General features: G+C 65.1%; 14 protein-coding genes and 2 tRNA genes. 13 read left to right on the top strand and 3 right to left on the bottom strand.

Features of this window, described 5'->3' with window-relative positions:
• The first annotated feature begins 7 nt into the window (after positions 1-7).
• From QJT82_RS18425 to QJT82_RS18415, 3 genes are read left to right on the top strand one after another with little or no spacing between them, the layout of a single operon-like run.
• Positions 8-1,213 (top strand): ABC transporter permease subunit, encoded by a 1,206-nt coding sequence (locus QJT82_RS18425; protein ID WP_028339760.1) that lies wholly within the window; start codon positions 8-10, stop codon positions 1,211-1,213.
• Positions 1,210-2,730, top strand: a complete 1,521-nt coding sequence (locus QJT82_RS18420) for an amino acid ABC transporter permease (protein WP_028339761.1) — start codon at positions 1,210-1,212, stop codon at positions 2,728-2,730. The genes QJT82_RS18425 and QJT82_RS18420 overlap by 4 nt, the downstream gene beginning before the upstream one ends.
• Positions 2,731-2,741: 11 nt before the next feature.
• On the top strand, positions 2,742-3,482 hold the full coding sequence (locus QJT82_RS18415) for an amino acid ABC transporter ATP-binding protein (RefSeq protein WP_028339762.1): 741 nt from the start codon (positions 2,742-2,744) through the stop codon (positions 3,480-3,482).
• A 146-nt stretch (positions 3,483-3,628) separates the two neighbouring features.
• Here QJT82_RS18415 and QJT82_RS18410 read toward each other — a convergent pair whose 3' ends face one another.
• Positions 3,629-4,663 carry a cysteine synthase A gene (locus tag QJT82_RS18410; RefSeq protein WP_028339763.1) on the bottom strand — a complete coding sequence of 345 codons (1,035 nt, stop codon included), beginning with the start codon at positions 4,661-4,663 and terminating at the stop codon, positions 3,629-3,631.
• 586 nt (positions 4,664-5,249) lie between these two features.
• Here QJT82_RS18410 and QJT82_RS18405 point away from each other — a divergent pair.
• The 6 genes from QJT82_RS18405 to QJT82_RS18380 all read left to right on the top strand — a co-directional run bounded on the left by QJT82_RS18405 (position 5,250) and on the right by QJT82_RS18380 (position 15,417).
• Positions 5,250-6,746, top strand: coding sequence for an efflux transporter outer membrane subunit (locus QJT82_RS18405; protein WP_028339764.1), 1,497 nt, complete (start codon positions 5,250-5,252; stop codon positions 6,744-6,746).
• Positions 6,736-8,196: an efflux RND transporter periplasmic adaptor subunit gene (locus QJT82_RS18400; protein WP_028339765.1), complete on the top strand. Its 1,461-nt coding sequence runs from the start codon at positions 6,736-6,738 to the stop codon at positions 8,194-8,196. The genes QJT82_RS18405 and QJT82_RS18400 overlap by 11 nt, the downstream gene beginning before the upstream one ends.
• Before the next feature lie 48 nt (positions 8,197-8,244).
• Positions 8,245-11,373, top strand: a complete 3,129-nt coding sequence (locus QJT82_RS18395) for an efflux RND transporter permease subunit (RefSeq protein ID WP_028339766.1) — start codon at positions 8,245-8,247, stop codon at positions 11,371-11,373.
• Positions 11,370-14,474, top strand: coding sequence for an efflux RND transporter permease subunit (locus QJT82_RS18390; protein WP_028339767.1), 3,105 nt, complete (start codon positions 11,370-11,372; stop codon positions 14,472-14,474). Before QJT82_RS18395 ends, QJT82_RS18390 begins: the two co-directional genes overlap by 4 nt.
• A 35-nt stretch (positions 14,475-14,509) precedes the next feature.
• Complete coding sequence (locus tag QJT82_RS18385) at positions 14,510-15,235, top strand: tRNA-uridine aminocarboxypropyltransferase (RefSeq protein ID WP_028339768.1); 726 nt, start codon at positions 14,510-14,512, stop codon at positions 15,233-15,235.
• Positions 15,236-15,343: 108 nt separating this feature from the next.
• Positions 15,344-15,417: transfer RNA gene (locus tag QJT82_RS18380), tRNA-Cys, on the top strand.
• Positions 15,418-15,460: 43 nt separating this feature from the next.
• Here the strand turns inward: QJT82_RS18380 and QJT82_RS18375 are convergent.
• Both QJT82_RS18375 and QJT82_RS18370 read right to left on the bottom strand, forming a co-directional pair.
• On the bottom strand, positions 15,461-15,643 hold the full coding sequence (locus QJT82_RS18375; protein WP_016842103.1) for a hypothetical protein: 183 nt from the start codon (positions 15,641-15,643) through the stop codon (positions 15,461-15,463).
• 436 nt (positions 15,644-16,079) lie between these two features.
• Complete coding sequence (locus tag QJT82_RS18370) at positions 16,080-16,724, bottom strand: TetR family transcriptional regulator (RefSeq protein WP_028339769.1); 645 nt, start codon at positions 16,722-16,724, stop codon at positions 16,080-16,082.
• 94 nt (positions 16,725-16,818) lie between these two features.
• Between QJT82_RS18370 and QJT82_RS18365 the strand changes: the two genes are divergently transcribed.
• The 4 genes from QJT82_RS18365 to QJT82_RS18350 all read left to right on the top strand — a co-directional run bounded on the left by QJT82_RS18365 (position 16,819) and on the right by QJT82_RS18350 (position 18,765).
• The gene (locus tag QJT82_RS18365; RefSeq protein WP_028339770.1) at positions 16,819-17,304 is read left to right on the top strand and encodes an anthrone oxygenase family protein; all 486 of its coding nucleotides are present in this window, start codon (positions 16,819-16,821) and stop codon (positions 17,302-17,304) included.
• Positions 17,305-17,576: 272 nt separating this feature from the next.
• Positions 17,577-17,651: transfer RNA gene (locus tag QJT82_RS18360), tRNA-Asn, on the top strand.
• A 132-nt stretch (positions 17,652-17,783) separates the two neighbouring features.
• Complete coding sequence (locus tag QJT82_RS18355; protein ID WP_016842100.1) at positions 17,784-17,963, top strand: hypothetical protein; 180 nt, start codon at positions 17,784-17,786, stop codon at positions 17,961-17,963.
• Positions 17,964-18,099: 136 nt separating this feature from the next.
• Entirely contained in the window at positions 18,100-18,765 is a 666-nt protein-coding gene (locus QJT82_RS18350) for a protein-L-isoaspartate O-methyltransferase (RefSeq protein ID WP_028339771.1), read from the top strand.
• The last annotated feature ends 3 nt before the right edge of the window (positions 18,766-18,768 follow it).

The following is an 18,768-nucleotide window of genomic DNA, read 5'->3' as shown; positions in this document are numbered from 1 at the left end:
TGCGGCGATGACGACCGAGCCCCGAAAACCACCGCCGCAGTTCATCTTCCGCCTGAAGCGCGCGCTCGGCGGCCAGTCCGGCTGGACTGGCCTTGCCGTGCAGATCGTGTTCGCGGCGTTGTTGGCCTGGGTCGCCTATGAGATCGTGGCCAATGCCCGCGCCAACCTGGAGACGCAGCGCATTGCCTCCGGGTTCGGGTTTCTCAAGAACAATGCGGGCTTTGACGTCAGCCTGAACCTGATCCCGTATTCAGGATCGGACACCTATACGCGGGTGTTCTTTGTCGGCCTGTTCAACACGCTGCTGGTTGCGGGCATTGGCATCGTCTTCGCCACCATTATCGGCTTCATCATTGCGCTGTGCCGGCTGTCGCCGAACTGGCTGCTGGCGCGGCTCGGCGAGATCTATGTCGAGATCGTCCGCAATCTGCCGCTGCTGTTCCAGCTGTTGTTCTGGTACCTTGCGGTGCTGGCGGCGCTGCCGGGGCCGCGCCAGAGCATCTCGCTGTTCAACGCCTTCTTCCTCTCCAATCGCGGGCTGGTGATCCCGCGGCCGATCGGCGAGGCCGGGCTTGATCCGTTTCTGATCGCGCTTGCGATCGCCATCGCAGGCGCGCAGGCGCTGCGCGGCTACGCAAGGCGGGCGCTGTTTCAACGCGGGCAGGCGATCCGGATCTGGCCCTATGTGCTCGGCCTGCTGGTCGGATTGCCGCTGGTGACGGTGCTGGTGTTCGGGCTGCCGGTGACCGTCGAGTTGCCGCAACTCAAGGGCTTCAACTTCGCCGGCGGCGCGCGGGTCATTCCGGAGCTGGTTGCGCTGGTGGTTGCGCTGTCGACCTATACGGCGGCCTTCATCGCCGAGATCGTCCGCGCCGGTATTCTGTCGGTCCATAAGGGACAGATGGAAGCCGGCTCGTCGCTCGGTCTGTCGCGTGGCACCACCTTGCGGCTGATCGTCGTGCCGCAGGCGATGCGCGTCATCGTTCCGCCGCTGACCAACCAGTATCTCAACCTGACCAAGAATTCGTCGCTGGCGGTCGCGATCGGCTATCCCGACCTGGTCTCGGTGTTTGCCGGAACGACCCTGAGCCAGACCGGCCAGGCGATCGAGATCATCGCCGTCACCATGGGCGTGTACCTGCTGATCTCGCTAGTCACCAGCGCGGTCATGAGCGTCTATGGCTGGCGCATCAACCGGAGCCTTGGGGCATGACCGACGTCACCGCGTCATCCTTTGTCCGGCAGGACCTGGTGCCCGAGCGCCGGGCGCCGGTGAGGACCACCGGCCTCGTCGGTTTCATCCGCACGCGGCTCTTGAATTCGCCGACCAACATCCTGCTGACGATCCTGGCGCTGGGGCTGCTCTGGTACATGATCGTTCCCGCGTTCAGGTTCCTGCTGGTCGATGCGGTCTGGAGTGGCAAGGACCGCAATGCGTGCCTCGCCGAGACCGCCGGCCGTCAGGTCGGCGCCTGCTGGCCCTATATCCAGGCCAAGCTCACCCAGCTGGTCTATGGCTTCTATCCGGAAGCCGAACGCTGGCGCGTCAACCTGACCTTCGTCCTCGCGGCTGTCTTGTTGCTGCCACTCCTTATTCCGCGGCTGCCGGCGAAGGGCTTGAATGCGAGCCTGTTCTTCTTCGCGTTTCCCGCGGTCGCATTCTTCCTGCTGCGCGGCGGCGGGCTGACCGGTTTCGGCGTGAGCTGGGTCGCGAGCCTGTTGCAGCTGTTCGACGACAGCATCGGCAATGCCGGGCAGGTACTGGTCAATCTCAGCCAGAATTCGGCGATCGGACCGCCGCTGTGGGCCGTCGGCAAGATCATCGTGCTCGTCGGCAGCCTGATCGGCTGGCTGATCTCCCCGGTGACCTGGCTGCGCGAGCAGCTTCAGATGTCGAGCCAGCCGCTCTGGTTCGACTTCCTGCTGACCACGGCGATCGTCTCGCTGATCCTGTTCTTCCTCGGCGGCGGCATGCGAACCGGACAACGGGCGCTGCTCGCGAGCCTTGTCGGCTTTGCCGGCATCGCGATCGTGATCAAGCTGATGGGGCTCGACCGCGGCGGACTGCCCATCGTCGACACCAGGCTGTGGGGCGGCCTCTTGGTGACGCTGGTGGTGTCGGTCACCGGCATCGTCACCTCGATGCCGATCGGGATCGCGCTGGCGCTGGGCCGCCGCTCGACCATTCCGCTGATCCGGATATTCTCGATCGCCTTCATCGAGTTCTGGCGCGGCGTGCCGCTGATCACGGTGCTGTTCTTCGCAACCTACATGCTGCCGCTGTTCCTGCCGGGCAATTTCAACGTCGACGGACTGGTCCGCGCGCTGATCGGCATCGCGCTGTTTGCCGGCGCCTACCAGGCCGAGGTGGTGCGCGGCGGCCTTGCCGCGATCCCGCGCGGGCAGGGCGAGGCGGCGAGCGCGCTCGGCCTGACCTGGTGGAAGACCACGTCGCTGATCGTGATGCCGCAGGCGCTGCGCCACGTCATTCCGGGGCTCGTCAACAGCTTCATCGCGCTGTTCAAGGACACCTCGCTGGTCTCGATCGTCGCGCTGTTCGACCTCTTGGGGTCGTTGCATGCGACGTTCTCCGATCCGACCTGGTCGACGCCGACCACGGCCTTTACCGGCTTCGCTTTCGCTGGAATGATCTACTTCGTGTTCTGCTTTGGAATGTCGCGCTACTCGCTGTTCGTCGAAAACCGGCTCAACGCTCACCGCCGCCACTGAACAAGGTCACCATGTCCACAACCCCGATCGTCAACATTTCCGCTCTCAACAAATGGTACGGCGACTTCCACGTGCTGCGCGACATCAACTTGGAGGTCGGCAAGGGCGAGCGCATCGTGATCTGCGGGCCGTCCGGTTCGGGCAAGTCGACCCTGATCCGCTGCATCAACGCGCTGGAGGAATTCCAGGAGGGCGAGATCGTGGTCGACGGCATCGACCTTGGCCCGAACCTGCGCCGTGTTGACGAAGTCCGCCGCGAGGTCGGCATGGTGTTCCAGAGCTTCAACCTGTTCCCGCATCTCACCGTGCTCGACAATTGCACGCTGGCGCCGATCTGGGTGCGCAACATCCCGAAGAAGGATGCCGAGGCCGCCGCGATGAAGTTCCTCGAGCGGGTCAAGATCCCGCATCAGGCCAATAAGTTTCCCGGCCAGATGTCGGGCGGTCAGCAGCAGCGCGTTGCGATCGCCCGCGCGCTGACCATGAACCCGAAGGTGATGCTGTTCGACGAGCCGACCTCGGCGCTCGACCCGGAAATGGTCAAGGAAGTGCTCGACACCATGGTCGATCTTGCCAAGGAGGGCATGACCATGCTGGTCGTCACCCATGAAATGGGCTTTGCCCGCGAGGTCGCCAACCGCGTCGTCTTCATGGACGCGGGCCAGATCATCGAATCGAACACGCCGCAGGAATTCTTCGCCAACCCGCAGCACGCGCGGTCGAAGCTGTTTTTGAGCCAGATTCTCCGGTGATTTCCGCCGTCATTGCGAGCCACCCGGTCGACGCAAAGCGCCGCCGGATGACAGGCTCCGCGAAGCAATCCAATCTTCCGCATCGGAAGCATGGATTGCTTCGTCGCAATAGCTCCTCGCAATGACGTCTGCGGGGACGCGGTTCGTTACACCAGCGGCAGCTCGATCTTGCTGCGCTTTTCCAGCCATTCCGGGACCGGCAAATTCTTCGAACGCATGAAGGCCGGGTTGAACAGCTTGGACTGATAGCGGTTGCCGGAGTCGCAGAGGATGGTGACGATGGTCTTGCCGGGGCCGAGCTGCTTGGCGAGCTGGATCGCGCCCGCGATGTTGACGCCGGTCGAGCCGCCGAGGCACAGGCCTTCGTGCTCCAGCAGCTCATAGATGATGGTCACGGCTTCCTCGTCGGAGATCAGGAACGCGGTGTCGACCTTCGCCGTCTCGACCACAGGCGTGACGCGTCCGAGCCCGATGCCTTCCGTGATCGAGTCGCCCGGCGTCGATTTGACCTGCCCATTCTTGAACAGTTCGTACATTCCGAAGCCGTGCGGATCGGCGCAGGCCGTGATGATGGCCGGGTTCTTTTCTTTCAGGTAGCGGCTGACGCCGGCAAGCGTGCCGCCGGTGCCGACCGAGCAGATGAAGCCGTCGACCTTGCCGTCGGTCTGCTGCCAGATTTCCGGTCCGGTCGAGTCGTAGTGCGCCTTGGGATTGTCGAGGTTGTTCCACTGGTCGGCGAACAGCACGCCGTTCGGTTCGGTCTTGCGCAGCTGCTCGGCAAGACGCTTGCCGAGATGCTGATAGTTGTTCGGATTGGCGAAGGGCAGCGCCGGCGCCTCGACGAGTTCGGCGCCGCACAGCCGCAGCATGTCCTTCTTTTCCTGGCTCTGCGTCTCAGGAATGACGATCAGGGTGCGATAGCCGCGCGCACTCGCCACGACGGCAAGCCCGATCCCGGTATTGCCTGCGGTCGACTCGACCACGAGGCCGCCGGGCTTCAGCGCGCCGCGCCTCTCGGCCTCCAGGATCATCCATTTGCCGGCACGATCCTTCACCGACTGGCCCGGGTTCATGAATTCGGCCTTGCCGAGAATGGTGCAGCCGGTCAGTTCGGACGCGCGTTTCAGCTTGATGAGCGGGGTGTTGCCGATCGCTTCGATGACGTCTTTGTTGAATATCATGTCGGGGAATTTCTTTGCCGGTCTGTGTCTTGCTTGGCGAACCTAGTGTGCTGATCGAAAAAGGGAAGGGCTTTTGCACTGCGGCAAGAGGCGGGTTCAACACGCTTGACCTCACAAGCGCGAATGTTGCGGACTTGGGGAGAACGCCGTTTTTCGGCGGTCGGGTCGGCCAGCAGAATCATCCTGTGGTCCGCGGTTTTGCATGAGTTGCGCGCTCCAGGCCGATCGAGACCTGACGGCGCGGTGCGCGGTGGCGCGACTTTCGCGCCGCGCCGGCACATCTTGCGGATTCAATGCAACAGGAGCCGAGAAATCCCCATGAAATCTTTGTAAGAATCGTGACTTCCGGCACGGGCCGAAATGCGCGGAAATGCCGTAAAAAATAGGGAAAAGTCGGCATTCAAGGTAGCCACGAATCGCTTGCGATGCGACGCCACGCAATCGTGACGGGGCTGTCCGCCCCATTGTCCCAAGGGTAGGATGGGACAGGCAGGTTCCATTGGAAGCATACCCCCGTGAACGTCACCCAGACCATCGCTGAACGCGTCATTCGTGCGCCACGGGCGAGGTCTGGCTTCGGCGGAGAATGGGTGTGACCCAGCCCGTACCCGTGATGGTGCCTGGAGGCCGGTTCGGCCTCGCCGTCCGCGCGCGCCGGCTCGCGGGACGCTCGCTTGTTGCGCTTGGCCTGGTTGCTGGTTCTGCCGGCTGCATTCTGACCCAGGACATCCCTGATCCGGCGCTCGATGTGCCGCAGGGCTACAAGGCCGCGCGTCTCGGCCGGCCGGGCGACGCGCTTCCGACGCTCGATTGGTGGCGGGGCTTCCGCTCCAGGGAGCTGACCCAGCTGATGGAGGAGGCGCAGACCGTCAACCTCGACATTGCCGCTGCGGTTGCGCGCTTCCGCCAGGCCGACGCGCTGGCGCGGCAGGCCGGCGCGGCGCTGCTGCCGACCCTCAACCTCAACGGATCGGAAACCTACTCGCGCACCTCAGGCTCCAGCGCCAGCGGCCTCACCAATGGCGGGCGCGAGGTGGTGAACTACAATGCCTCGCTGAGCGCGAGCTATCAGCTCGACTTCTGGGGCCAGAACCGCGACGCCGCGCAGGCGGCGGAGGAGACCGCCGTTGCCAACCGGTTCGATCGCGAGGTGGTGGCGCTGACCACGCTGGCGAGCGTCGCCAATGCCTATTTCACGGTGCTCGCGACGCAGGACCGGCTGCGCACCGCGCAGCGCAACATCGCCAGCGCCGAGCGCATCCTTAATGCGATCAAGGAGCGCTTCAAGGCCGGCACCGGCTCCGATCTCGACGTCGCGCAGCAGGAGAGCGTGCTCGCCAACCAGCGCGCGCTGGTGCCGCCGCTGCGGCAGACGCTCGACCAGAATATCAACGCGCTCGCGGTGCTGGTGTCGCGGCCGCCGGAAAGCGTGCGCGTCTCCGGCGGCTCGCTCAACGCCGTCGCGATCCCGCGCGTCACGCCGGGCCTGCCGTCTGAATTGCTGACCCAGCGTCCCGATATCCGCCGGCAGGAAGCGCAGCTTGCATCCGCCACCGCCAATGTCGGCAGCGCGCGGGCGCAGTTCTTCCCGAGCATCCAGCTGACCGGAACGGGCGGCTACCAGAGCCAGGCGCTGGTCTCGCTGTTCCAGCCGCATGCCGCCTTCTTCAACCTGGTCGGCAGCATGACCCAGCCGATCTTCGACGGCGGCCGGATCCTCGGCAATTTCGAATACACCAAGGCCAAGCAGGACGAGTTGCTGCAGACCTACCGCAAGACGGTGGTGCAGTCGTTCACCGACGTCGACAATGCGCTGGTCGCGATCCGCGAGACCACGCGGCGGTTGCAGCTGCAGCGCGACGTGCTGTCGTCGTCAAGGCGGGCCTTCGACCTCGCCGAGCAGCAGCTCAAGGCCGGCACCGCCGATATCGTAACTGTGCTAAACACGCAGCTGACCCTATTCCAGGCGGAAGATGCCTATTCGCAGGCCCAACTGGCCCGGCTATTGGCGATCGTGAGCCTATATCAGGCATTAGGGGGCGGCTGGGAACCGAAGATGGAAAGACCGGTCGATGCTCTTTAAGCCCGACTCGACGGACGACGAGAAACGCACGGCGCCGCGCAAGCGGAGCCTTCTCTCGCGCCTGCTTGGGCGCATGGTGTCCTTGCTCATCACGCTCGTGATCCTGGGCGGCCTCGGCTATCTCGGCTGGCTCGCCTTCCAGCCCAAGCAAAACGGTGGCGGCGGGCGCAGCGCGGGCGGGCGGCCTGATCTGCCGGTGCCGGTGCTTGCGGCGATGCCGCATGTGCAGGACGTACCGGTCTATCTCGACGGCGTCGGTTCGGTGAGGGCGTTGAACACGGTTACCGTGCGTTCCCAGGTCGACGGCAAGCTGATCGCGGTGAACTTCGTCGAGGGGCAGGACGTCAAGAAGGGTGACGTGCTCGGCGAGATCGATCCTGCGATCTATCAGGCGCAGTACGATCAGGCGGTCGCCACGAAAGCCAAGGACGAGGCGCTGCTCGCCAACCAGAAGATCGATCTTGCCCGCTATGAGCAGCTCGCCGCCAGCAATGCGGGCTCCAAGCAGCAGGCCGATACACAACGCGCGCTGGTGGCGCAGCAGCAGGCCATCATCAAGGCCGATCAGGCCCAGATCGACAACATGCGAGCCACGCTGGGCTACACCAAGATCGTGGCGCCGATCTCCGGGCGCGCCGGCTTGCGCCAGGTCGACCAGGGCAACATCATCCACGCCTCCGACACCACCGGGCTCGTGATCCTGACCCAGCTGCAGCCGATCGCCGTGTGGTTCAGCCTGCCGCAACAGCAGATCATGCGGGTGAACGCAGCGGCGGCGAAGGGCCAGCTCGCGGTCGACGTGTTCGGCAATGACGGCGTCACCGTGATCGATACCGGCAAGCTGACCGGCATCGACAACCAGGTCGATCCGACCACCGGCACGCTGAAGCTGAAGGCCGAATTCCCCAATGCCAGCTACCAGCTCTGGCCCGGCCAGTTCGTCAATGTGCGGCTCAAGGTCGAGACCCTGCCGCAGGCGATCGTGGTGCCGACCTCGGCGGTGCAGCGCGGTCCGGCCGGCACCTTCAGCTACGTGATCGGCGAGGGCGACATCGTCACCGCCAAGCCGGTCACGGTCACCCAGCAGAACGAGCATGAGGCCGTCATCGCCAGCGGCCTGACCACGTCGGACCGTGTCGTGACGACCGGCTTTGCCAATCTCGCCGATGGCGCGAAGGTCGTGGTCGGCAAGGACGACGGGCCGCCGGCCGCCGATCTCGCGCCGCGCAAGCGCAGCCGCAATCCCGACGGCAAGCGCGGCGCTGGTCAAGGCGAAGGGCAAGGGAAGGATCAAGGCAAGGACGGTAAGAAAGACTGGCAGGGCAAGGACGGCGAGCATCGCGGCCGGCACGAGCATAGCGAAGGCGATCAGAAGGGGCAGACCGGACCGGCGCCCGCGCCGGCGGCAGGGGGCGAACAGTCGGGCGGCGCGCCGAAGGCGCAGCCATGACCGGCATCCTGACCTCGTAATGTCCGACCCAACAGCGAGCACGCAGCCATGAGCGTCTCCGAACCGTTCATCCGCCGGCCGATCGCCACCTCGCTGCTCGGCATCGCCCTGATGATCGGCGGTGCGCTTGGCTATTGGGCGCTGCCGGTCTCCGCGCTGCCGCAGGTCGACTTCCCGACCGTGCAGGTGACGACGCAACTGCCCGGCGCCAGCCCCGACGTGGTGGCTTCGCTGATCACGGCGCCGCTGGAGCGGCAGCTCGGGCAGATCCCGTCGCTGTCGTCGATGAACTCGACCAGCTCGTTCGGCGTCAGCCAGATCTCGCTGCAGTTCGATCTCAACCGCGACATCGACGGCGCCACGCAGGATGTGCAGGCCGCGATCAACGCCGCCGCCGGCATTTTGCCGAAGACGCTGCCGTATCCGCCGGTCTACGCCAAGGTGAACCCGGCGGACGCGCCTGTCATGACGCTGGCGCTGACCTCGGACACGATCTCGCTGCGGGCGATGAGCGATCTCGCCGATACCATCCTGGGCCAACGGTTGAGCCAGATTTCCGGCGTCGGCCGGGTCTCGATCCTCGGCGGTCTCAAGCCGGCGGTGCGCGTGCAGGCCGATCTGGCCCGGCTTGCGGCCTATGGCATCGCGATGGAGGATTTGCGAAACGCGATCGCCGGCGCCAACGTGTCGGGGCCGAAGGGTTCGCTCGACGGCGCCCAGCAATCCTACACCATCGCCGCCAACGACCAGATCGCCGCCGCCGACGCCTACCGGCCGATCATCATCGCCTATCGCAACGGCTCGCCGGTCACGATCGGCGACGTCGCCCAGATCGTCGACGGGCTGGAGAACGACCGCACCGGCGGCTGGTACCAGGGCACGCCGGCCGTCATCATCGACATCCAGCGCCAGCCGGGCGCCAACGTCATCGACGTCGTCAAGCAGATCCGCGGCGAAATCCCGCGGCTGCAGCGGGCGGTCCCGGCCGGCGTCAAGCTGACCATCGTCTCCGACCGTACCGTGACGATCCGCGCCTCGGTGCGCGATGTCCAGTTCACGCTCATCCTGAGCGTCGTGCTGGTGACACTGGTGGTACTCCTGTTCCTGCGATCGCTGCGGGCGACCCTGATCGCTGGCGTCGCGCTGCCGCTGTCGCTGATCACGAGCTTCGGCATCATGTATTTCGCGGGCTTCAGCCTCGACAATCTGTCGCTGATGGCGCTGACCATCGGAACCGGGTTTGTGGTCGACGACGCCATCGTCATGATCGAGAACATCGTCCGCCACATGGAAGGCGGCGAGACGGTGATGGAGGCCTCGCTGAAGGGGGCCAGCGAGATCGGCTTCACCGTGATCTCGCTGACGGTGTCGCTGATCGCGGTGTTCATCCCGCTGCTGTTCATGTCCGGCCTGGTTGGCCGCATGTTCCGCGAATTCGCGCTCACCTTGACGATCGCGGTCGTGACCTCGGCGATCGTCTCGCTGACGCTGACGCCGATGATGTGTTCGCGGCTGCTCAAGAACATCCATGAGGAGATGGCGGTCCCGGGCCTGGCCGCGGTCAGCCGTTTCATCGACCGCATGGTGGAGTTCTATCATCGGACGCTGCTCTGGGTGCTGCGGCGCCAGCGCGCGACGCTGCTGGTGACGTTCGCGACCATCGCGTTGACGCTGATCATGTATGTGCTGGCGCCGAAGGGTTTTCTGCCGCTGCAGGACACCTCGTCGATCACGGCGGTGACCGAGGCCGGTCCCGACGTCTCGTTCGCCGAGATGCAGCGGCGGCAGAGCGCGGTCTCCGACATCATCAAGGCCGATCCCGATGTGGTTGGCGTGGTCTCGGTGATCGGCTCGGGCTCGGTCAATCCGACCACCAATGTCGGCCGTCTGGTGATGACGCTGAAGCCGCTCGACGAGCGGCGCGAGGGCGTCGTCAAGGTGATCGAGCGCCTCAAGCAGAAGGTCGCGACGGTGCCCGGCATGACGGTGTACTTCCAGCCGGTGCAGGACGTGCAGATCTCGACCCAGTCGAGCCGCTCGCAATACCAGTACACGCTGACCGCCACCGACGCCGCCGAGGTCTCGCAATGGGCGCAAAAGCTCGTCGCCGAGATGCGGCACGACCCGATCTTCCGCGATGTCTCCTCGGAGGCGCAGGAGGGCGGCTTGCGCGCGGCGCTCGACGTCAACCGCCAGCGTGCCGGCCAGCTCGGCGTCAGTCTGCAGGGCGTCACCGACACGCTGAACGATGCCTTCGCGCAGCGGCAGATCTCGACGATCTACGGCCAGGCCAACCAGTACCGCGTCGTGCTCGAAGCGCTGCCGATGTATCAGCGCGACCCGTCGATCCTCGACAAGCTCTATCTGCCCGGCGCCAACGGCGCGCAGGTGCCGCTGTCGGCGGTGGCGACGCTGGTCCGGACCACGGCGCCGCTCGCGATCTCGCACCAGGCGCAATTCCCGTCGGTCTCGCTCAGCTTCAACCTGGCGCCGGGCGAGGCGCTGGGCGACGCGGTCGCGGCGGTGAAGGCGATCGAGGGCAGGATCGGGATGCCCGGCAGCATCGTCGGGATCTATTCCGGCGACGCCGCCGAATTCGCGCGCTCGCTCGCCGGGCAGCCCTGGCTGATCCTGGCGGCGATCATCACGATCTACATCGTGCTCGGCGTGCTCTACGAGAGCTATATCCATCCGATCACGATCCTGTCGACGCTGCCCTCGGCCGGCGTCGGCGCCATCCTCGCCTTGATGCTGTGCGGGCAGGACCTCTCGGTGATCGGCCTGATCGGCATCATCCTGTTGATGGGCATCGTCAAGAAGAACGCGATCATGATGATCGACTTCGCGCTGGAGGCCGAGCGTCACCAGGGCATGTCGTCCTATGACGCCATCGTGCAGGCCTGCCTGCTGCGCTTCCGCCCGATCATGATGACGACGCTGGCGGCGCTGTTCGGCGCGCTGCCGCTCGCGATCGAAAGCGGCACCGGCGCCGAACTGCGCTTCCCGCTCGGCATTTCGATCATCGGCGGTCTGCTGCTGAGCCAGCTGCTGACGCTCTACACCACGCCGGTGATCTATCTGGCGCTCGACCGGCTCAACCGCCGGATCGAGCGGGCCGTGCCGGAGCCGGGTCCCAGCGGCCCGCCGATCGCGGGCGCCACCGAGGGCATGCAGTGATCTCGATCTCGGAGCCCTTCATCCGCAGGCCGGTGGGCACCACACTGCTTGCGATCGGGCTGTTCCTGGTCGGGATCGTCGCCTACCAGTTCCTGCCGGTGTCGTCGGTCCCGAATGTCGATTTCCCGACCATCCGGGTGTCGGCGTCCAGGCCGGGGGCCGATCCCTCGGTGATGGCCGCGACCGTCGCCGCACCGCTGGAGCGCAAGCTCGGCACCATTTCTGGCGTCGACCAGATCACCTCGACGAGCTCGCTCGGCACCACCAGCATCCAGGTGCAGTTCTCGATCGGCCGCAACATCGACCGCGCCGCGCGCGACGTGCAGGCCGCGATCAACGCCTCGCTCGCCGATCTGCCGAGCGACCTGCCGTCGCTGCCCAGGTTCCGCAAGGCCAACCCGGCCGCGTCGCCGGTATTCGTGCTGGCGCTGACCTCGAAGACGATCTCGACCAGCGCGATGTACGACGTCGCCGACACGGTGCTGGCGCAGCGCATCTCGCAGGTGCCGGGAGTGGGCGAGGTCACCGTCAGCGGCGCCGACCAGCCGGCGGTGCGCATCGCGCTCAATCCGGTGTCGCTGGCGAACGCCGGGATCGCGACCGACGACGTTCGGCTCGCGATCATCAATGCCAACCCGCTGGGGCCGGTCGGCATCTTCAATGGCGGCCGGCTGAGCGAGACGCTCTCGATCAACAAGCAGATGCGCACCGCGGCCGAGTTCCGCGACATCGTCATCAAGAGCTCGAACGGCAATTTCGTCCGCCTCGCCGACGTCGCCGAGGTCGAGGATTCCGTCCGCAACTCGCGCTCGATCGCCTGGTTCAACAAGCAGCCGGCGGTGCTGATCCAGATTACCAAGCAGGGCGACGCCAACGTCATCGACACCGTCGACGGCGTTCGCAGGTTGCTGCCGGAGCTGAGGAAATGGATTCCGGCGGGCGTCGAGATTTCGACCCTGGTCGACCGCACCGGAACGATCCGCGCCAGCGTCGAGGACATGCAGTTCACGCTGCTGGCGACCGCCGTGCTTGTGATGATTGTGGTGTTCGTGTTCCTGCGCCGGGTGGTGCCGACGATCGCCGCCGGCGTCTCGGTACCGCTGGCGCTGGCCGGCACCTGCGCCGGGATGTGGCTCGCCGGCTTCTCGATCGACAATCTGTCGCTGATGGCGCTGGCGATCTCCGTCGGCTTCGTGGTCGACGACGCCATCGTGATGATCGAGAACATGTACCGCAATCTCGAGCAGGGCATGGCGCCATATCCGGCCGCCGTCGAAGGCGCCAAGCAGATCGGCTTCACGGTGCTGTCGATCTCGCTGTCGCTGATCGCGGCCTTCACGCCGCTTATCTTCATGGATGGCATCGTCGGGCGGCTGCTGCGCGAATTCTCGCTAACGCTGGTGTTCGCGATCGCGGTCTCGACCGTGGTGTCGCTGACCATCACGCCGATGATCTGCGCGCATTACATCAGGGAGGCGACCTCGGATCACGCCACCTGGTACGACCGCGTCATCGAGGGCACGCTGTCCCGTGTCGTGGCGTTCTACGCATCGACGCTGCGGATTGTGCTCGGCTATCCCTTCCTGACCCTGGTGGTGTTCTTCGCCACCGTCGCGCTGACGGTGACGCTCTACATCAAGACGCCGAAGGGCTATTTTCCGACCGACGACAGCGGCTTCGTGATCGGCTCGACGCGGGCGTCGGCGGACATCTCGTTCCAGGCGATGCTTCAGCTGCAGCAGCGGCTCGCCGACATCGTGATGGCCGATCCCGCGGTCGCCGGCATCGGCTCGTCGGTCGGCTCCGGCGGCGGCCCGGGCGGCGCCACCTCCAACCGCGGCACCATGTTCATCAGCCTGAAACCGCCGGAGGAGCGGGGCGGCCTATCGACCGCGCAGGTGATCGACCGGCTGCGCCGCAACCTGTTCATGGTGCCGGGCATCCGCCTGTTCATGTTCGCCGCCCAGGACATCCGCACCGGCGGCCGGCAGAGCGATTCCGACTACCAGTACACGCTCGCCTCGACCGACCTCGAGCTGTTGCAGAAATGGGCGCCGATCGTGGCCAAGCGCATGGAGACGGTGGAGGGCATCACGGACGTCTCCTCCGACCGCGATCCCGGCGGCTTGCAGCTCAACCTCGCGATCGACCGCAAGACCGCCTCCAGCCTCGGCGTCCGCGTGCAGGACATCGACAACGCGCTCAACAACGCCTTCTCGCAGCGGCAGATCTCGTACATCTACACCCAGCGCAACCAGTACGTGGTGGTGCTCGAGATCGATCCGAAATTCCAGAGCGACCCGTCGAACCTCGAGCGCATCTACGTTGCCGGCGCCAACGACGTGCAGGTGCCGCTGTCGGCGCTGGTGCACTACCAGCGTGGATTGTCGGCGCTCGCGGTCTATCACTCCGGCGGCTTCCCCTCGACCACGGTGTCGTTCAACCTGCTGCCGGACGTGCCGCTGGAGGTCGCGACGACGAACATCCAGCAGGCGGTCGACGAGCTGCACATGCCCGAGGGCATCCGCGGCAGCTTCGACGGCAATGCCGGCGATTTCAACAAGACCAGCGGGCGGCAGCCGCTGCTGATCCTCGGCGCGCTGGTCGCGATGTATATCGTGCTCGGCGTGCTCTATGAGAGCCTGGCGCATCCGATCACGATCATCTCGACACTGCCGTCGGCCGGCCTCGGCGCCTTGCTCGCCTTGCAGGTGACCAACACGCCGCTGACGGTGATCGCCTTCGTCGGCATCATCCTCTTGATCGGCATCGTCAAGAAGAACGGCATCATGATGGTCGACTTCGCGCTCGAGGCCGAGCGGCATCAGGGCCTGTCGTCGCGGGACGCGATCTTCGAGGCCTGCCGCGCGCGCTTCCGTCCCATCCTGATGACGACCATGGCCGCGCTGTTCGCCGGCATTCCGCTGGTCATTGCGACCGGCCCCGGCACCGAGCTGCGCCGGCCGCTCGGCATCACCATCATCGGCGGCCTGTTCGTGTCGCAGATCCTGACGCTCTACACGACACCGGTGATCTACCTGCTGATCGACCGGCTGCGCCAGCGCCGCGAGCCGTCAGGCGTGCACGCACCCGCGGAATAGTTTGAATTGCACGATTGCAAGCGTATAGCGGAGCGATGTCCGAACCGACCGAAGCAAAAACCGACGATGTCGCCGAGATCGAGGAGTGCCCGCATTGCGGCAAGCCACTGCCGCTGTGCATCTGCGACAGCGTCACGCCGATCGAGAGCCGCATCCAGCTCCTGATCCTGATCCATCCGCAGGAGCAGGACAGGGCGCTCGGCACCGCGCGACTGTTGGCGCGGCATTTCGAGAACGCCGTGGTGCGGATCGGATTGTCCTGGCCGAGCCTTGCCAAGGCGCTTGGCCGGCCGGTGCCTGATCCGTCGCGCTGGGCGGTGCTCTATCTCGGCTCCGCCAAGGTCGAGGACCTCGAGACCGATGCCGAGATCGTCGCGATCAACCGCAAGGGCGAGCTTGAGCCGCATCAGCGTGCCATCCTGGCCGACATCGAGGGCATCGTGCTGCTCGACGGCACCTGGAGCCAGGCCAAGGCGCTGTGGTGGCGCAATGCCTGGATGTTGAAGTGCCAGCGGGTGATTCTCGGACCGAAACGGCCCTCGCTCTACGGCAGACTGCGGCGGGAACCGCGCCGCGACGGTCTGTCGACCATCGAGGCGGCCGCGATCCTGCTGGCGGGGCTGCAGAAGCGGCCGGATATTGCCGCAACGTTGTCAGGCAGTTTCGAGCGGATGCTGGCGAGGTTCCGGGAAGTGCAGGTCAAATTGCCGGAACTGGCGCCAAAACCGAAGAAGCGGGATTTCCGGAGGCGCCGGCGTTAGAGCCTGGCCCGAACGGTTTTCCGAAAGGATCATGCTCAAACAAGGGCACCTTACCTTCCGGCTCGGTTGCCTATCGGAGAGAGGCCGTATATGAAGTCCGCCGCAAGGGGCCACGTGGCGGAGTGGTTACGCAACGGTCTGCAAAACCGTGTACACCAGTTCAATTCTGGTCGTGGCCTCCACTCATCTCATCAATGGCTTGCAGCCAATCAATGAGAAGCCGCATTAGCTCGCGGCGTACCAACCTTCAGGAAATGGAATCAGCGGCCACGGCGCCTGGTTGTCATTGGCCGCGCGCGGTGGCGGCTGAATGCGGGGCGAGGGCTGAGCCACAAGATCCTCCTGAGCAATGGGCGCGATCGCCGTTCGCACGGCGTCCAGCAGCAGATCAAATTCGACTTCGCTCATCGCGCTCTCCGAGGTTCGAGAGCGCCATGGTCGCAAAACAGTCTTCGGTCCGGATTGAGCGATTCGTTCGAATTTTATGAAAAGAACGATGGCGCCCGCGTTGGTTAATAAATCGTTGGTGACCCCTTCGGGAACCTAGGTCGGCGTGGCCGCACCTCATGTGAGGCAGATCACATCTTGCGAAAAACTCTGCCTGGAATTCCCGGCAATACTCATAGCCGTCAAATATCGCAGGAATTTTAGGGTGCCGTGACAATGAGGGCGTGCGTCGCGGGATACTCGTTGATCGCATGCCACCTCGATCCTCGGCTCTTGCTGACATGGTTTCACCAGTGGGCAGCGTTGGGCGCTGCGGGCAGCTCCCGGACAGCGCAAATCGTCGACACCCGCTGTCTATCGCCTCGGGCCGGAGGAAATTCCCGACGTCTGCGCGCCGTTACGTCAGCCCGGCGAGGTCGTGCGGCAGCATGGACTTGAACTGCGTCAGCGCCTGCCGCGCCTTCCTTGGTGGCAGCGTGATCGCATGACGCACGGCGGCTGCGATCAGCGTCATGGTCAGTCCCGAGAACGTGGCGACGGTGGCACTCGGCATGTCGGGCGCAATCCGGATGACCGCACCGGACAACAGGCCGGAGAGCACGGCCATGTCGTCCGCATCGAGCTTCTGCAGGGCGCGGTCGGCTTGCGTCGCCTGCCAGATGTCGCGCATGACAGGCTCGCGCATGAACATCTCGTAGTAGCTGTCGACGATCCGGCAAAGCGCCGGGTGCAGGTCGCGCGCGGTCGTCACGGTGGCCAGATCGCGTCTGACGCAATCGCGCCCGACCGCGTTATGGCGTTCGGCCAGGGTGCCGATGATCGCGGCCTTGTCCGGGAAATATTGATAGAGCGAGCCGAATGCGACGCCGCTGCGCGCGACGACGTCGCTCATGCGGAAAGCCTCGCTGCCCTTTTCCGCCATGATCTCGGTCGCGCAGGCAAGGATGCGCTCGAAGCGCTCGCGGCTGCGCTGCTGGGTCGGGGCAAGCCGCGCCAGCCCGGGCAGGGGGACTTCCACGGGCGCGGCCTTTCGTCTCGACATCTCTTTCTTCCCTGCAATCGGGGTTGACGGCTCTAATACGAGAGTTTATCGCATTTCACAAATACGAGTATATCTCGCATTTGGAGGCGGAACGATGCGCCAGATCCTGACCTCGGGCTTGCTGTGGTTTTCCGCGCTCGGCTGCGGCCTGCTCGCCGGGCTCTATTTCGCGTTCTCGGCTTTCGTCATGACCGCGCTCGGCCGCATCGATCAGGCCGCCGGCATCTCGGCGATGAACGCGATCAATGTCGATATCGTCCGCTCGCCGTTCATGCCGGTGTTCCTCGGCACCACGCTGTCCTGCGCCGTGCTGGTCGTGCTCGGCGGGCTCAGATGGCAGGAGCCGGGCGCGATTGCGATGATTTGCGGCGGCGGCCTCTACGTGGTCGGCATGTTCGTCGTGACCATCGTCTTCAATGTGCCGCTGAACGATCAGCTTGCGGCCTCTGATCCTGCCGGCACGTCGGCGGCATCGGTTTGGGCGCGCTATCTGACCGACTGGACCTTCTGGAACCACGTGCGGACCATTGCCTCGCTGGCGGCGACCGCGCTGTTCATCGTTGCCATCGCCGGGCGATAGCCGGCCGCGTTTGTGCACGAAGCCGGGCGTGCTGCCCGAGACCCGAATCATAGGCACGGCCCGATCGCCGCGCTGGCGGTGTTTCCAGGCGCCCACAAGTGCTGCGACCGGGCCGGCGGGCTGGGTATGTAGTACGCCGGGCGATGGGTAAGCCCTTGTATCGCAGAGGCTTACCGTGCGCGCTAAAGTTTCGCCGGAGGGGCCATTTGGTTCTTTGCAAGGCCGAAAGGCTTTGTTATACGCTGCCCGCGCGCGAACGGATGTTCGCCTATTCCTCGGTAGCTCAGCGGTAGAGCATTCGACTGTTAATCGAATGGTCGCTGGTTCGAATCCAGCCCGGGGAGCCAGTTCGGTCTGGCCCCATCACACTCATTAACAATCACAAGCCCGTGGTCCGCATCGGACAGGCCGAAAACGTCGTCAAATCGACTCAATAGCCGTCGACACTTGCTCTCGCCGGGTCTTGAGAGGTGATTTTGATGGCCATTAACCTGATCGACCTGTCGATGCCGCAGCCGACGCTGGTTCCGAATGATGCCCCTGACATCAGTGACGATGAGTGCGTCCGCCGGCTCGCGAGGGCCGTCGAGGAGCATGATTCCGAGCATCTCGATGAAGTGGCCCGGCTGATCGGCCGACTCGCCGTCACGATCGAATAGACCGCGCCTTGGAGCGCGTTTTGGGAGCGCGTTTTGCACGCCAGCGGCGTGTTGCGTTTTGGCGGAGCTTGTTCCAAAAGATGGCCCTGTTCTAGCTTCTCCAGCGGCAATGCCGCGACTTGCAGGGTCTCCGCCAATGACCGGTTTTTCGACCGCGCGCCAGTATATGGTCGATGGTCAGGTGCGTCCGAGCGACGTGACCGATGATCGTATTCTCGATGCCATGCTGACCGTGCCGCGCGAGGTCTTCGTGCCGGCCGGCAAGCAGGCGCTGGCCTACCTCGACCTCGACCTCGACGTAGCCGAGGGCGGTGCGACGAGGCGCTGCCTGATCACGCCGGCGCTGCTCGCCCGGATGCTCCAGGCCACCGAGATCAAGGCCACCGACCGCGTCCTGGTGGTCGGCTGTGCGACCGGTTACGCCGCCGCCGTCGTGGCGCGCTTTGCCGCAGACGTCAGCGCGACCGAAAGCGATCCGGCGCTTGCCGCAAAGGCGACCACAGCCTTCGCCCAGCTCGGGATCCAGAATATCACCGTCAAAACGGCTGCGGCCGCCGACGGCGATGCCGCAGGTGCCCCGTTCGACGTCATTATCCTCAATGGTGCCACTGAAATCGTCCCGACCGGGCTGTTCGGCCAGCTCAAGGAGGGGGGCCGGCTGGTCGGGGTGTTCAGTCTGTTGCCGCCGCCGCGCGCCACCCTGGTGACGCACTCGCACGGGGATTTCGGCCATCGCGAGCTGTTCGACGCCTCGGCCCCCGTTTTGCCCGGATTCGAGCGGCTTCCCGCCTTCGTCTTCTGACGC

It is taken from the genome of Bradyrhizobium sp. Mp19 (genome assembly GCF_029952935.1).
GTDB classification, from domain to species: domain Bacteria; phylum Pseudomonadota; class Alphaproteobacteria; order Rhizobiales; family Xanthobacteraceae; genus Bradyrhizobium; species Bradyrhizobium elkanii.
Note: the sequence above shows the minus strand (reverse complement) of the source record. Positions and strands in the feature narration are given on the sequence as shown.

Coding starts and splice junctions, on each gene's coding strand:
- QJT82_RS18365 (WP_028339770.1), top strand. CDS start 16,819: ATGCGCCAGATCCTGACCTCGGGCTTGCTGTGGTTTTCCGCGCTCGGC.
- QJT82_RS18410 (WP_028339763.1), bottom strand. CDS start 4,663: ATGATATTCAACAAAGACGTCATCGAAGCGATCGGCAACACCCCGCTC.
- QJT82_RS18355 (WP_016842100.1), top strand. CDS start 17,784: ATGGCCATTAACCTGATCGACCTGTCGATGCCGCAGCCGACGCTGGTT.
- QJT82_RS18420 (WP_028339761.1), top strand. CDS start 1,210: ATGACCGACGTCACCGCGTCATCCTTTGTCCGGCAGGACCTGGTGCCC.
- QJT82_RS18415 (WP_028339762.1), top strand. CDS start 2,742: ATGTCCACAACCCCGATCGTCAACATTTCCGCTCTCAACAAATGGTAC.
- QJT82_RS18405 (WP_028339764.1), top strand. CDS start 5,250: ATGGGTGTGACCCAGCCCGTACCCGTGATGGTGCCTGGAGGCCGGTTC.
- QJT82_RS18395 (WP_028339766.1), top strand. CDS start 8,245: ATGAGCGTCTCCGAACCGTTCATCCGCCGGCCGATCGCCACCTCGCTG.
- QJT82_RS18370 (WP_028339769.1), bottom strand. CDS start 16,724: ATGTCGAGACGAAAGGCCGCGCCCGTGGAAGTCCCCCTGCCCGGGCTG.
- QJT82_RS18375 (WP_016842103.1), bottom strand. CDS start 15,643: ATGAGCGAAGTCGAATTTGATCTGCTGCTGGACGCCGTGCGAACGGCG.
- QJT82_RS18400 (WP_028339765.1), top strand. CDS start 6,736: ATGCTCTTTAAGCCCGACTCGACGGACGACGAGAAACGCACGGCGCCG.
- QJT82_RS18425 (WP_028339760.1), top strand. CDS start 8: ATGACGACCGAGCCCCGAAAACCACCGCCGCAGTTCATCTTCCGCCTG.
- QJT82_RS18385 (WP_028339768.1), top strand. CDS start 14,510: ATGTCCGAACCGACCGAAGCAAAAACCGACGATGTCGCCGAGATCGAG.
- QJT82_RS18350 (WP_028339771.1), top strand. CDS start 18,100: ATGACCGGTTTTTCGACCGCGCGCCAGTATATGGTCGATGGTCAGGTG.